At 45.0% G+C, this 15,306-nt stretch carries 6 protein-coding genes; 2 read left to right on the top strand and 4 right to left on the bottom strand.

Going from position 1 to position 15,306, the window contains the following annotated elements; translation table 11 throughout:
* Positions 1-30: 30 nt before the first annotated feature.
* Positions 31-900 carry a class D beta-lactamase gene (gene blaOXA, locus H6F56_RS08150; protein WP_190666663.1) on the bottom strand — a complete coding sequence of 290 codons (870 nt, stop codon included), beginning with the start codon at positions 898-900 and terminating at the stop codon, positions 31-33.
* Positions 901-1,039: 139 nt separating this feature from the next.
* Positions 1,040-3,223, bottom strand: coding sequence for a transglycosylase SLT domain-containing protein (locus H6F56_RS08145; protein WP_190666661.1), 2,184 nt, complete (start codon positions 3,221-3,223; stop codon positions 1,040-1,042).
* A gap of 808 nt (positions 3,224-4,031) precedes the next feature.
* Between H6F56_RS08145 and H6F56_RS08140 the strand changes: the two genes are divergently transcribed.
* Positions 4,032-5,510: a leucyl aminopeptidase gene (locus H6F56_RS08140; RefSeq protein ID WP_190666659.1), complete on the top strand. Its 1,479-nt coding sequence runs from the start codon at positions 4,032-4,034 to the stop codon at positions 5,508-5,510.
* Between the two features lie 340 nt (positions 5,511-5,850).
* Here the strand turns inward: H6F56_RS08140 and H6F56_RS08135 are convergent, their stop codons facing one another.
* Positions 5,851-11,313 carry an ATP-binding sensor histidine kinase gene (locus tag H6F56_RS08135; RefSeq protein ID WP_190666657.1) on the bottom strand — a complete coding sequence of 1,821 codons (5,463 nt, stop codon included), beginning with the start codon at positions 11,311-11,313 and terminating at the stop codon, positions 5,851-5,853.
* A gap of 521 nt (positions 11,314-11,834) precedes the next feature.
* Between H6F56_RS08135 and H6F56_RS08130 the strand changes: the two genes are divergently transcribed.
* Positions 11,835-13,943 (top strand): acylase, encoded by a 2,109-nt coding sequence (locus H6F56_RS08130; protein WP_190666655.1) that lies wholly within the window; start codon positions 11,835-11,837, stop codon positions 13,941-13,943.
* Between the two features lie 51 nt (positions 13,944-13,994).
* Here the strand turns inward: H6F56_RS08130 and H6F56_RS08125 are convergent, their stop codons facing one another.
* Positions 13,995-15,290 carry an MFS transporter gene (locus tag H6F56_RS08125; RefSeq protein ID WP_190666652.1) on the bottom strand — a complete coding sequence of 432 codons (1,296 nt, stop codon included), beginning with the start codon at positions 15,288-15,290 and terminating at the stop codon, positions 13,995-13,997.
* Between the last annotated feature and the right edge of the window lie 16 nt (positions 15,291-15,306).

Genomic DNA, 15,306 nt, shown 5'->3' with positions numbered 1-15,306 from the left:
ATCGAGGCATTGTTTCGGCTGCTTAAGGGTTCACAATAGTCCTAAATCTTTGAAGCAGCGGCGCGTTAGTTCCATTCGCTTCGGTCCGTCTTCCTCATTGCGAGGATCGATGTTGGTAGCAAAGAAATAAACGTTCTTGCCTTTCTCTAAGTAACCAACCACCCAACCGATTTGAGGAATGTCTTTATTGCCAAACCCGACCCAGCCTGTTTTTGCTCGAATCGTGTAATCTGGGGTTTTCTCAATCACTAAAATGTCTTTAACGATAGACAGAGATCGCTCCGAAAAAGGTAAATCATTTTTGTAGAGCCGGCGCAGAAATTGAATTTGCTGTTCAGGTGTAATTCGGAGTTCTCCCTCTAACCAAAATTTATCGATATCAGCTTTGCTGCCGATTTTTTGGTTGCCGTATCCTACTTGATCTACCCATTTTTGCATCTGATCGTGCCCCACTCGACGGGCTAGAACCTGATAAAACCAAACGGCTGACAGTTTGATTGCCTCTCGCATATTTAAGTCTCGGTTCCATTCAGGAATCTGCCGTTGAATACCGTCCCAGGTGAGAACAGATATTTCATCTGAAATAACGCCGGTTTCCAGTGAAATCAGAGAATTGAGAATCTTAAACGTCGAGGCCGGTAAGAAAGAAGTTGCATTGCGCTGGGGGTTATGTTGATAGGTGACATCGTTCGTTGAGTCATAAATCAGAATCGATCCTTCAACTCCCAATGCTCGAAAGTGCCGGCTGAAATCGATGGTTTGGGCAACTGTACTCGCAACTGATGATTCAAGTTCTGCCTTAGGCATCGTTAAGCCGGATTTCACAGTCTGAAATAGGACAACTGTACTACAGCCAGACACCATGAAGCCCACAATGATCCAACGAAAGACTCGGTTCATAACCTTATGGAAGGAGTTAGTGGGAGTGATCAGCTAAAGATAAATGCAGATAAGCTTAATAAGCAGATAGGGTATGTCTACCGGCAGACAAGTAAACATACCCCTATCTGTGTTTGCTTTTAAGGTTTGTGCAAACAATTTACTCCTTTTTCGATGCAGTTTGCATCGATTCTGAGTGCTGGGCTAAGCGTTGGCTTAGTTCTGGATTGTAGAGTCTTAGGTAATTCCAGTAATTGCCAAAAACAGATTTGACGTAGGTTTGAGTTTCCTCGAAAGGAATTTTTTCTACAAAGGTATCGGGATCGCTGAAACCATTTTTAGCAACCCAATCGGCTACATTACTAGGGCCGGCATTGTAACTCGCGACAGCTAACAAGGAGTTATTTTTATATTCGCGGTGCGTGAAATCTAAATAGCCAGTCCCTAGCTGAATGTTGTCATCTGGATTGTCTAGTTTGTATTGCTTAACACCAAAAGTTTTAGCGACTTCAGCGCCGGTTTCTGGCATCACCTGCATTAACCCAACTGCACCAACACCCGATTTAATTGCCGGCATAAAACGCGATTCCTGCCGAATCAAGCTGGTTACAAGTAGGGAATTGAGCTTGCGATCTTCAGACCAGTTAACAATACTATCCAAAAATGGAAATGGATAAAGAGCGTGCCAGTAAGCGCGTTCTTGTTTGAGAGTTTGGTATTGCAGTTTCTCTTCAGGTTTCTCTCGCTGATCTAAACTGGCCACCATGTAAATTGCTTCTAAATTATCGCCAACTGCCAGCCGCATCAAACCATCTGTAAACTGTTCTGCAACCGTTGGCTCCATCGGTTTTTTAAATTCTCCCTGCCAAAGTTTCCAAGCTTCTGCGCCTTGACCGAGTTGGTAGAGTTCTTTTAACACATCAGAACCTGCCGGCAGATTGGGCAACACTTCTGGCTGCAGTACCAGCGGTGTGCGATCTCTCACGGTTGTGAAGTCGCCCACATCCCAACCCAACAGCACCGCAGAACGCCAAGCATAGTAAGATTCTGGAGACTTGGCAAGTACCCACTCAAAGGCTTGCTTAGCTTCGGCATCTTTTCCTAAAATCTTCGCCCATTTGCCGGCCCAGAAACCTGCCTCTGGTGCTTGCTCACTGTCAGGATTTTCAGTAATAATTTGCTGCGCGAATTCCCAAGCTCTTTGCACATCGCTCACACCGGCTCGTTGCTGAGCCTGAGTCCAGCGCAACTGTGCAGCAGCGTTAGATTTGCTGTGTTCGCTCAGAAGTTTTTGACGCACTTCTTCCGCTGCTTTGGCATTTTTCCGGCTGTCTAGAACTTTTGCTTTTTCTAATAGAGCGTCCGGTGCTTTTTCTGGAAACCGCTTGACCACTGCATCAAGATAGTCAATTGCCTGTTTAGGACTGACTAACTGTTGCAAGCGCAGGAGTCCTGTGGCAGTTTCTTCAGCTTCCGGAAATTCTCGCAATAGCTTTTTATAAGCACTGGCAGCGGAGTCTTGTTTTTCCCCTAGCTGCAAACCTCGACCGGCACGGTATGCGTTGCGCGGGGTGCGGGTGGCTTTAGCATAGGCAGGGCCGGCTTTCCCATACGCCTGCTTTTCCCAATAACCGAAAGCAACGGCTTCCCACTCTTCTTCCGTCAGTTTTTCCCCAAACTTACTGTCGAGCCGGTCTAACACGGAAATAATATCCCGGTGGTAAAGGCCGTGTTTCGCCAGTACCATCAGCATCTCCTGCTGATTAGGATTTTTCTGCAACCGGAGGCTGGCAATTTCTATTGTGCGGGGGTGTTTAGGAAATTCCTCAATGGCTCGATCCCAATATTTGCTGTCCTTTTTGCCCAAGGCAAACAAAGCTTCAGCCGCCACCGGATCTTTACCATAGCGCTTGAGAACTTCTTTCCAAGCCTCCTCAGCTTTACCGGCATCCCCAGCGACTTCATAAGCGCGGGCACGTTGCACAGCAATATGGCCGGCGAGAAGCGGATAATCTTTCTCCAAATCTTCCAACCATTTCAGCGCCTCAGCTCCCTGCTGCTGCCCAATCAGATCGCTGGCAAGAAGATAACGAGCGCGGTTGCGATCTTGTGATTTTGGCTCCTGCGCCAGCGTCTCCAGCTTTGACGCCCGTTTTTCCGGTGATAACAGTGCCAGCGGCAACACTTCCGATTTCGGGTCTTGGACATCCACCTGCTTCAGCTGGTTTTGGAACATCCCGACTCCGTTCCATATTATTACTGGCAAGCTAATTCCGAGTACCAGAACACAGATTCCTGTCCCGATCGCCACAGAAACATTGGGTTTGCGTCGTTGCTTGAACATGGATGAGGTTAAGCCTTCAAGAGTTTTGAGTTTTGAGGTTTGAGCCTGCAAGAGTTTTGAGTTGGGACTTCACTCCTATCCGGGCGAAGCCTGAGCGGGCTTTTTGGGCAATCGCCCCTGCGACTCCTGACTTTTGACTCTCACTTTGATGAGCTAAGCGCTGGCTCCTGACATATTAACTTTTATTTTTATAAATAGTGACTCAAATCATAAACAAATGCAAACGTTTAGTTGGCCCAGAAGTTATCTCAGGTTTGTCAACCACAACACCTTAACTGCCGGTTAAACTCATTGGAGATGGCGCGAGAACTGAGATTCAGGATTTTATTGATGTCATCGTTAATCCACATTCGCTAACCCTCCGAGTCAGGCAAAATCGAAATATCAGCGAATTCGGCTTCCCAATGCAATTTTATTTCGCTAACCAGCCTGAAGAATACACTCAATTTTTGACAAATATCAGATTATTGATAATATATTAAATTCAAATTAAAAGATTAAAATTTCAACTCAATTCGTCTACTTCTGCTAAAAAATAGATAATAGTTTTGCCATAAGGCTTTTTTACAATAACCTTTTTTAAATCAAAAAAATTCAATATTTACAAGTTAAAATAGACTTGGTATAAAAGAATGTAAAAGCAACAGTTTCATAACCATTATGCAGGCTAACCCGCAGGAGCGGCCAGAGATTTCGGCACAGTGACTTTGGCCGAGTCGGCTTAAACAGCCCGGACGTTTTAATTATAAAATTGAAGAAGTTTTGCCATAGTAGTAATGGTATAAGTAATCAAAAGGTAGAACGCAGAATGGATTTTCGAGCGATTGAACTTAGCTTCTTGGATTGGTCAGGGGATGCCCTAGCGATCGGATTGTTTGAGGACGCCGTCGAATTAACCGGCAATTTGGCGCAACTCGATGAAAAGCTAGCCGGCACCTTGAAAGAACTGATTGAAGAAAGCGAATTTAAGGGAAAAGACGGCAGCAGCGCCGTGACTCGCGTGGGCACCGGCAGCCCCATTCGCAAAATCATTGTAGTCGGTTTGGGCAAAGCAGACGCCCTGAAATTAGACAGCTGGCGTCGGGCTGCCGCTGCCGCCGCGCGATTGGCAAATAAAGAAAAGTGCAAAACTCTGGCGTTAGCGTTGCCGGTGTGGCATGAGGCACCGGATGCCACAGCAGAGGCGATTGTGGAAGGCGTAGAACTGGCTCTATATCAGGATAATCGCTTCAAATCTGAGACTGAAAATAAAGGGCTAAAACTAGAACAGATTGATTTGCTGGGCTTAGCCGGCACAGAAGCCTCCATCACCCGTGCTCAGCAAATTTGTGCCGGTGTGATGCTCGCACGCCAACTCGTTGCAGCGCCGGCGAATTCGGTAACGCCAGTAACAATGGCAGAAGCCGCCCAAGCAATTGCCTCTGAACATGGCTTAGAGATTGAAATCCTTGAACGAGAAGCCTGTGAAGAACTCGGCATGGGAGCCTTTTTAGGCGTTGCTCTAGCCTCCGATCTGCCGCCCAAGTTCCTCCACCTCACCTACAAACCAGAAGGGACACCACGCCGCAAACTGGCAATTGTGGGCAAGGGTTTGACCTTTGACTCTGGCGGTTTGAACATCAAAGTCGCCGGCAGCGGTGTGGAGATGATGAAAGTAGACATGGCGGGTGCCGGTGCTACTCTGGGTGCAGCTAAAGCGATCGCACTGCTGAAGCCAGATGTGGAAGTTCACTTCATCTCAGCCGTAACTGAAAATATGATTAGCGGTCACGCCATGCGCCCTGGCGACATCCTCACGGCTTCAAACGGCAAAACAATTGAAATTAACAACACGGATGCTGAGGGGCGTTTGACCCTGGCAGATGCCTTAGTGTTTGCTGAAAAACTGGGAGTTGACGCAATTGTAGATTTGGCAACCCTAACCGGCGCGTGCATTATCGCATTGGGCGATGATATTGCCGGCTTATGGAGTCCTGATGATACCGTGGCAAATCAACTGCTAAAAGCATCGGAAATGGCCGGTGAAAAATTCTGGCGGATGCCTTTGGAAGAGAAATATTTTGAAGGCTTAAAATCTCCGCTCGCGGATATGAAAAATACCGGCCCGCGTCCCGGTGGTTCAATTACGGCTGCTTTGTTTCTGAAGCAATTTGTTAAAGAAACGCCTTGGGTTCACCTAGATATTGCGGGTCCTGTTTGGACGGATAAAGAAAGCGGTTATAACAGTGTCGGAGCCACCGGCTTCCCAGTCCGCACGCTTGTGAATTGGGTGTTAGGTGACGCTTGATGGGGATTTTTAAACGCAGATAAACGCAGATAAACGCAGATGAAAGACGGATCTATTTCAACCTCGATTAGATTCAGGGGAAGAAATATTGAGTAAATCCTGACAAGTTCTAGGGTTTTGACGCTCAGCAAATCAACCCTTTTGGAGGGGGTTTGGGGGACGCAACCGTCACCCAATGGGGGGTTTGGGGGGAAGCCCCCCAAGGTCTTTCTGCCTTCTCCCAGCCTTGCATCAAATTGAGAACCGTTATATCTGCTTTCTTCATAAAGTGAGTAAATTGGGGCAATCTAATTCAGGTTGCCCCAATTTTATGAGCAGCAAAGCAAAAAGTTTGCAGCGTTTAATCGGCATCACTTGAATAAACAGCCGGCACCTCAAGAATAAACTCTGTTCCCTCTCCGGGTGCTGAGACACAGCTCAATTTTCCTCCGTGTTTTTCAACCACAATTTGGTAACTAATCGATAATCCTAATCCAGTGCCTTTACCCACCGGCTTTGTCGTGAAGAAAGGATCAAACAGACGTTGCTTAGCGTCTTCAGGCATCCCTGGCCCATTATCAGAAATCCGAATCACCAGCCAGCCGGCGCTGAGTTCTGTGCGAATTTTGATGCGATTGGGATTTTGTTCAATTTCCTTGTAAGAACGATGCCGGTTGCTCTCATCTAAAGCATCAATTGCGTTTGCCAAAATGTTCATAAACACTTGGTTAAGCTGGCCGGCATAACATTCTATCTGAGGCACATCCCCATATTCTTTCACCAGAAGAATTGCCGGACGTTCTGCTTTTGCTTTCAGGCGATGTTGCAGAATCATCAGTGTGCTGTCAATACCCTGATGAATGTCTGCCGGCTTTTTCGCTTGCTCATCCACTCGTGAGAAATTGCGTAACGACTGCATGATTTCTCGAATGCGATCAGTTCCTACCTGCATCGAAGAAAGCATTTTAGGCAAATCTTCAATTAAGTAATCAATATCTAGCGCTTCTGCTTCCTCTTGAATTTCAGCCGGGGGATTCGGGAAGTGTTCCTGGTATAAATTCAGGAATTTGAGCAAATCCTGTACATAACTGCTAGCGTGATGCAGGTTGCCGGTGATGAAGCTAACGGGGTTATTCACTTCATGCGCGATTCCTGCAACCAGTTGCCCCAAACTTGAGATTTTTTCGGTTTGAACCAGTTGACTTTGAGTTTGTTGCAGCTTGTGAAACGCTTGTTGAAGTTCTTGGGTTTTTTCACTCAAGGCAGTATTTTTGACTTCTAGCTCTTGGGAATACACTTGTAAATTTGTGTATAGATGAGCATTTTCAATCGAAATCGCAACTTGAGAAGTCAAAACTTTCAGAACTTCTAAGCGTTCTGGGGTAAAGGTTCCCGCCGTCAAGTCATTCTCCAAATAAAGAATGCCGGTTAACTTTCCTTGATGAAGAATGGGCAACCCTAAGATAGACTTAGGTTGGTTTTTCAAAATGTAGGGATCGGTTATAAATAAACTTTCGGTTGTCGCTGCATCTACAACCACTGTTTTTTGGGTTCTTTCGATATAATTAATCATCGAAAGGGGCAAATCTTCAACCGCTTCTATGGGAATCGCGTGCAGCACGGAACAAGTGTGGTTGGCCACATTTTTTTCTGCAACCACCACCAATTTTTCTGCTTCTTTAAGCAGGAGAAATCCTTTTCGCGCACCGGCATTCTCAACCACAATGTGCATTAACTTTTCGAGCAGCCGGTCAAGAACAATTTCCGAAGAAATAGCAAGCGAAGCTTTCATCACCGCTGCCAAATCTAATGCTGCTGAAACTGTTCCCGTTGTCGAGGTTGTCGTCCGCGTCACTTCAAGATTGTTAGTTACTCTAGCAAGTAGGCGAGCGAAGAAACCTGGATATCTTGAAGCCAAATCTTTTGCTTTTGCTACAGCTCCCCAGCGAATATAGCAGTAGTAAGCTTCAGTTAAATAAGCTTGAGCGATCTTTTCTTTATCACACTCAAAATAAAACTGCGCCGCCAGTTCATTTGCCATCGCTTCTTCTTGAACATAGCCTTGGTTTTTGGCTGCTTTTATGGAGCTGTCATAAAATTCCATCGCCCTTAAAGATTCGCCTAAAACCCGTGCTTTTTCTGCTTCTACTAGATCGTACTTGTGTTGGAAGTTGGCGGGAGCGTGCTGCGCCCAGATTTTCATCTGTTTTTGGTTGGTTTCTACTTGCTCTACGAATTGTTGCTGTTCGCTGGGGTTGGCTTGGGGATAATGAGCGAGGAGCGCCAGAGAGTGGTAGCAGTTAAGGACGGCAACCTGCATAAAACCAAATGCAGAGCCGGCTTGTTCAGCCGCCAAGGATGCTGATTTTATGGCAGCTTCAAAATCTCTAAACTGATATAAAAGAATCGTTTTAGCAACATAAAACACAAATAAAACAGTTCCGGTTTTCGCTTCAATTAAACGGGGTAACATTTGAGCTTCATCAAAACTTTCGCCAATTAACAAATATTTATCGGCTGCTCTGCCTTGAAAGTTTAGCCCTAATTGTCGCCACACACTCGAAAAGTGAATGGGAATTTCTTGCTTAATTTTTATGGCCAAATCAATGTAAGGCGCTTGTTGTCGTACGGCAGACTCTAAGCTTTTTTCAGTGAAGAATAAGTACCCGCAATAGTTACCAATACAATATCCGCCCCATTCGATATCTCCAGTTTCCAGTCCGCTTTGAACGCCTTCTTGGAAGGAAGCTACACTGTTTTTTGCGTGTTCTGTCCAGCTTCTAATATTGGCATTAAATAGGTTGTAAACTTTAGCCTTGAGTTCTTTGGCGTCGAATTGCTCTAGTAGTTGCAAAGCAATCAAGCCGGCTTGATATCCTGCATCCAGTTTTCCGAGTCCAGACAGCAACAAGCCATAAAAACCATAGGCAAACGCTGAAAGTGCTGAATTTCCGTGTTCAATACAAAGATTGATCATCGTTAAGATGACTTGCAGAAAAATCTCAGGTTTTGCCTGAAAAACCGGCGTACACAGGAGTTTTAAAATCCGCATAGCCGCCAGCTTATGCGGATCAGTCATGGCGGGAATGTTTTCTAATTCCGCAAGTTCGGGCAACTCAACCACTAAACTGTCTTCGCTGCTGAGTGTTAGGAGATAAACGCCCAAGCTTTCCAAAACTTGCAAGCCGGTATCAACGGCTTTGATCATCTCTAGTTGAGCGATATAAACCTGCATTTGCAGTTCATACACTTTGACCTTATCAAGTAGAGAGGTCACTTGTTCGCCGGCAACTGCAACCAAAGTGGCTGCCTTATTAAAGTTGATGTTTAAATATTCCGCTTCTACGGCTTCTAAATGCAGGGACAACGCCAGATCATAGTGATCCTGCCAACTGTTTGCCGGCAACAGTTTTAATCCCACAGTTAAATACCTAACAGCCGCTTCATAAGCTGCCGCTGCTTTCGCTTTTGTGCCGGCAATCAGATTTAAGTTAGCAAGTTGCTCTTTTTCCGTTTCACTGGTAATCAGTTCCAAACCGATATTGAGCTGATTAACAATATCAAAGATATTTTCTTCCAGAGAAAATTTTGCTGTTTTCTGCAACAGCAGTTGGCCAATTTTTAAATGCGTGGCTTTTTTCTGGTCTTCTGCAATTAAAGAGTAGGCAGCTTGTTGCACCCGATCATGCAAAAATTTGTAGCTAACTCGGATGTCTTCAAAAACTAAAGCACCCCGGTGAGTTTCGTCAAAAAATAGGGGAATTTTGTAGGCGTTGCTCAGCGGCAAAATTAAGCCGGCTTGCAGTGCATCCCATAGCTCATCGGCAGTGGTTAACACCGATTGCTCGTTGACAATGGCAAGCACATCTAGGCTAAAAGAGTTGCCAATACAGGCGGCTAGTTTTAAAAGATGCTGAGTTTTTTCCGGCAGCTTTTGAATGTTTCTGGCAACCAGTTCGACAATATTGTAATCGGTAATCCCAATAGCTTGAATTTGCTCAATATTCCACAACCAGCGACCTTCAAAGAAATCAAAATGTACAAGCTTCTCAGCATGAAACGTTTGCAGTAATTGAGTCAAGAAGAAGGGATTACCGCCGGTTTTATTAAAAACTAGCTCAGCAAGTTCTTTCGATCTTTCTTTTTCGTGGAGGGTATCGGCAACTAATTCCTGAACATGAGGGAACGCTAAAGGCTGGAGCGTGATATTATTCACAATTGCTCCGCCAGATTTAATCTCATCTAAAGTCAATATTAACGGATGAGTTGAGCTGACTTCATTATCCCGATATGCCCCAATCATCAGCAGGTATTGGCTGTCAGGATCAGCAATTAGCAGATGAATTAACTTTAAGGAAGCGCTATCTGCCCACTGCAAGTCATCCAGGAACAAGACAAGCGGGTGTTCTTTTCGGGTAAAGACATGAATGAACTGTTTAAACACCCGATTAAAGCGATTTTGGGATTCAGCAGGACCCATTTGAGGGACAGCCGGCTGATGTCCTACGATCAATTCAACTTCGGGAATCACATCAACAATTACTTGACCATTTGCACCCAAAGCATTTTCCAGCTTTTCTTTCCAAATAGAGATGCGATCAGAACTTTCTGTTAAAAGCTGTCGAATTAATTCGGCGAAAGCTTGAATTAAAGCCGCATAAGGAATATTTCGTTTAAACTGATCGAACTTGCCGGCAATAAAATACCCACGCGCTGCAAGAATCGGTTTATGCACTTCTTGAACTAAACAAGATTTACCGATGCCTGAGTAACCAGAAACTAACATCATCTCCGAACGGAGATCGCCCAATTCCTCTTTCGAGTTTTTGTTAGCTTGCTTTCCAGAAATTCGATCAAAAGCATCCATCAAGGTCACGACTTCTGCTTCGCGCCCGTACAATTTTTGAGGGATGTAAAATTTTCCAGACTTATCCCGTTTACCTGGAGTAAAATTTTGAATTTTCCCTGTCTTTTGCAGATGAATCAGGCACTCTTCTAAATCTACCTTTAGCCCCTGAGCGCTTTGATATCGGTCTTCTGCATTTTTAGCTAAAAGTTTCATCACGATATCAGAAACTGCCCCGAAAATTTCCGGAAAAGTCGGCGTTTCATCAAGCGTTTCTACAGCATGAAGAGGAATCGGCTGTTTAGCAATATGGCAGTGAACGAGTTCTAGCGGATCGGTGGAGGGGAAGGGAAGCGAACCTGTTAACATCTCATAAAAAGTGACGCCTAAAGAGTAGAAATCGGTGCGGTAATCAATCGAGCGATTCATCCTGCCGGTTTGTTCCGGTGACATATAGGCGAGTGTGCCTTCTATCAAATTGGGATTGCTCAGGTTTTGGGTTTCTCTTGACAGGCGCGAAGAAATGCTAAAGTCGGTGATTTTAACCTTTTTAGTTTTTGGATTGATGATAATGTTGTGAGGTTTAATATCTTTATGAATTATCTGGTTTTGATGCAAAGCCGCGAGAGCAGATGCTAGCTGAATGGCAATCAAAAGAAACTGCGCTAAATCAATTTTTTCATGGCTGATAAATTCTTTAAGAGATTCTCCCCCAAAATCCTCCAAAATTAATGCCAGACCGTTATTATAATTTTCTAAAGCAATCGGTCTAACAATTTCCTCCTTATTTAGACTTTGGGAAATTTTGTATTCGTGTCTTAATTGAGTAATTTCTTCCAGGGTTGGATACTGGGCTTTAAGTATTTTAACGATGACTGAGGTTTGATCTAATTGCTTTATACCCCGAAAGATCATCGTTTTTTCGCCTTCATGAAGGGGTAAAGCTTTAAGTTGATAGCCTGTTAAAGTAATGTTCATTTTTGCTAAATAAATATGTTGCTGATGAATTGAATGAAACAAAAAAAGTAAATTGATGATTTTTTAGAAACCACTTATTTTGTAGTTCCTAAATCACAAAATAAGATAAAAATAGTGCCACCCTAACTAAAAACTCGAAAACCTTCGCAATAGCTTGTCAAATTGAGGTTTCTAAAACTCTCGTGACGAGTGTTTAACACTGTCGGCTCAAACGGAAAAATACTGTTCCAGAATGATAAAGTAGCGATACATAAATAAACGTAACACCTTTTGATCTTGGCCCTTTGTAGTGATTATCCCTCCTTGTTCTATGCCCGATGCCCCTCTTCTGGAGTCATGTTTAATTTTGCTTACTACTTACCTTTCTATAGAATGCCCTAATTTAAAAATATATTTACTTTTAGATAAATTTAAATATAAAAACATAAATCTTAATTTTTCTGAGGTAAAAGTGGGATCACGCTTAACAAAAACCGAATAAACGGATAAATTATTCCTTGTTCAGGCTCTACCTTCTAAATATGTTCTTAAATCTCCCGCTTTCAGCTCGTCTTAAAGGGCGATTGTTACGAATCACTCTATTAATTGCCAGTTTTGCCATAACTTTGCTTCTAGGCATCTACAGCCCATCTGCCGGCTCACAAAGCAACGAAATTTTGTGGGATACCTATGGCGTTCCTCATATTTTTTCACAAGATGCAAAAAGTTTGTTTCACGCCTTTGGTTGGGCGCAGATGCAAAGTCACGGCAATCTGATTTTACGTTTGTATGCTCAAGCGCGGGGACGGGCAGCAGAATACTGGGGGGAAGATTATTTAGAATCCGATCAATGGGTACACACAATGGGAATTCCCCAACGCGCCAGCGAATGGTATAAAGCCCAAAGTCCAGAGTTTCAAACTAACCTTAATGCCTTTGCCGCCGGCATCAACGCTTATGCTAAACAACATCGTGATGAAATTGACGACGAATTAGAAATTGTGCTGCCCATTGAGCCGGCAGATTTACTCGCTCACTTGCAGCGTGTTGTTCATTTCACCTTTGTTGTCAACCCACAAAGTCTTTCCAATATTCACGAAGACGCCAATCCTGCCGGTTCTAATGGTTGGGCGATTGCACCTTCACATTCAGAAAGTGGAAATGCCATGTTAGTTGCCAACCCTCATCTTCCTTGGGCAGACTTATTTCTTTGGTATGAAGCGCAACTGAATGCCCCGGGAATTGATGCTTATGGAGCAACCCTCGTAGGATTTCCTGTTCTAGAAATTGCTTTTAATAATAACCTCGGTTGGACTCATACGGTTAACACCCATGATGGCTGGGATGCCTACGAATTGCAATTAGCAAAGGATGGTTATCGCTTCGATGGAAAAACCAGAGCTTTTGAGATAGAAAACAAAGTCTTGAAAGTGAAACAAGCAGACGGGACTCTACGTGAAGAACCTTTGAGCGTGCGGCGATCCATTCACGGGCCGGTTGTGGCGCAAAAAGATGATAAAGCAATTGCGCTGCGAGTTGTAGGATTAGATCAGCCGGGAGCTTTAGAAGAGTGGTGGGAGATGGCACGGGCGAACAATTTGACAGCGTTTGAAATCGCTCTTAAACGCTTGCAAATTCCCATGTTCACGGTGATATATGCGGATCGAGAAGGGCATATTATGCACTTTTTTAACGGTCAGGTGCCGGTGCGTTCTCAAGGAGATTTTGAAGATTGGTCAGGTATTATCCCAGGCGATAGTTCTGGGAATTTATGGTCAAAAAATCACCCTTACGAAGACTTACCTCGTGTGATCGATCCACCCACCGGCTGGTTGCAAAATGCTAACGATTCGCCCTGGACAACAACATTTCCACCGGCAATCGAGCCAGATAATTATCCCTCTTATATGGCACCGCGTGGCCCGATGAATTTGCGGCCCCAACGTTCGGCTAAGATGCTGCTTGAAGATGACAAACTCTCGTTTGATGAAGTGGTTAAATATAAGCACTCAACGCGCATGGAATTGGCTGATCGTTTGCTAGACGATTTAATTCCTGCAGCCCGTCAGGGTAGTGAATTGGCGCGTCGGGCAGCTGATGTCTTGCAAAATTGGGATCGCAACGCAGATGCAGATAGCCGAGGTGCCGTGCTTTTTGCATTCTGGGCTGATGCAATGGATTCTGATAACTTGTTTGCGAAACCTTGGAGTGAAAAATCTCCCCTGACAACGCCCGATGGTTTGGCAGATCCTGCCGACGCGGTTGCGACATTAGAAGCAGTTGCAGCCAAAGTTGAGGCGACTTATGGCGCACTAGATATCGCGTGGGGCGAGGTAAACCGGCTTGATTCGGGGGATGTTAATTTGCCGGCAAATGGTGCTGAAGATTTTCTGGGTGCATTTCGTGCGCTTGAATTATCTCCCACAAAAGACGGTCATTTTGAAGCAGTTGGGGGAGATTCTTATGTTGCCGTGATTGAATTTTCTCAGCCGGTAAAAGCAATGGCACTGACCAGTTATGGCAATGCAACGCAACCCAATTCGCCGCATCGTGGCGATCAGTTAAAGTTATTTGCCGGCAAACAATTAAGGCCAGTATGGCGATCTCGCCCGGAAATTGAAGCGCATTTAGCTTCTCGGCAACAGTTTTAAAACCCGCAGATAAACACCAATAATTGCTAATTTATCTGCGTTTATCTGCGGTTAAAAATTCTCATCCCGATCCGGCACAAGGCGTTCCACATCGCGCAACCGGCGGCAAGCATACCCACTTAACCCAACAAGCAATAAACAGATTGAGCTAATAACGTACAGTAGCGCCACACCGGCACCGTTACCCGTCCCAAATATTCCCCCAAAAATGGGTACCAGCGAACCTTCTGGCTTCATTGCCGGCTCAAATACATAATCCGCAAGTGGCCCAGCTATTAAGTAACCGAGTGCTGACATGATCATCATCAGCATTGAACGAGTGGCGAATACGCGCCCTTGCACTGCCGGTTTAACCTTGGCCAACCAAATCCCATCATAAGAACTGCCCAGCAGTGGAAAATTGAGCGATGAACAAAATTGTGCTGGAATCCAAATGAATAGCATTTGACCGAAGCCAAACACGATTTTACTCGCGCCGGCACCCACCATTCCCAGCAGAAAACCGTTGATTCGGCGCTTTGGGCCACCCCAGCCGGTGATGATCAGCGCCCCCAGTACGCCACCAATACCGGCTGCTGAGGCGACGGTTCCCAAGACTCTGGCATCGTTGCCGGTGCGGGCTAAAATCATGGGTGAATAAAGTGCTGCGCCGATATCGTGGGCGAACCAAAACAGGGAAGCTGATAGCAGCAACGCTAGTAAGCTGGGGCGTTTGGCGATGTAGCGGAAGCCGAAACTGATTTCGTGGAGGATATTTGGCCGGCTTTGTTGTGCTGTTTCCGTGATTTTTGGTTGCGGGATTTGTACGAAGAGGACTGTGGTGACGGCGAGTACAAAGGTGATGAGGTCGATAGTTAAGATGCCGGCGAGGCTAATGAGATAGTAGAGAGAACCTGCGAGTGCCGGTGCCATGATATTAGAGCTATAATTTGCTAAAAAGCCGATACTGCTGGCGCGGCTGTACTGCTTTTGGGGCACCATCATTGATATTGTTGCTGAGTAGGCAAGTTCTTGAATTTGCTCGAAGGTGCCGGTGATTGAGCCGACTACATATAGGTGCCAGATTTGCAGATTGTGGGTGAGATAAAGGAATAAGATGGCGATGGTTGATATGCCGGCAACGGTATCGCCGGCTATCATTAGAAGTTTCCGATTGTAGCGATCTACGATGATGCCGGCGAAGGGTGCAATTAAGATTCGTGGGATTTGAGTGAAGAAGGCGAATAATGCTAATGCTGTTGTTTGTTCTGTAATTTCCCACATCCATATTGTGAGGGAAAATCTGGACATTTTACTGCCAATGAGTGAGGCTGTTTGACCGCTCCAAATGGTTAGGAATGTTCGCACGATAGGTATATATTTT

This window comes from Microcoleus sp. FACHB-672 (genome assembly GCF_014695725.1).
In the GTDB taxonomy this organism is placed as follows: domain Bacteria; phylum Cyanobacteriota; class Cyanobacteriia; order Cyanobacteriales; family Oscillatoriaceae; genus FACHB-68.
This window is presented reverse-complemented; position numbering and strand designations above follow the sequence as displayed.

Coding starts and splice junctions, on each gene's coding strand:
- H6F56_RS08140 (WP_190666659.1), top strand. CDS start 4,032: ATGGATTTTCGAGCGATTGAACTTAGCTTCTTGGATTGGTCAGGGGAT.
- H6F56_RS08145 (WP_190666661.1), bottom strand. CDS start 3,223: ATGTTCAAGCAACGACGCAAACCCAATGTTTCTGTGGCGATCGGGACA.
- H6F56_RS08135 (WP_190666657.1), bottom strand. CDS start 11,313: ATGAACATTACTTTAACAGGCTATCAACTTAAAGCTTTACCCCTTCAT.
- H6F56_RS08130 (WP_190666655.1), top strand. CDS start 11,835: ATGTTCTTAAATCTCCCGCTTTCAGCTCGTCTTAAAGGGCGATTGTTA.
- blaOXA (WP_190666663.1), bottom strand. CDS start 900: ATGAACCGAGTCTTTCGTTGGATCATTGTGGGCTTCATGGTGTCTGGC.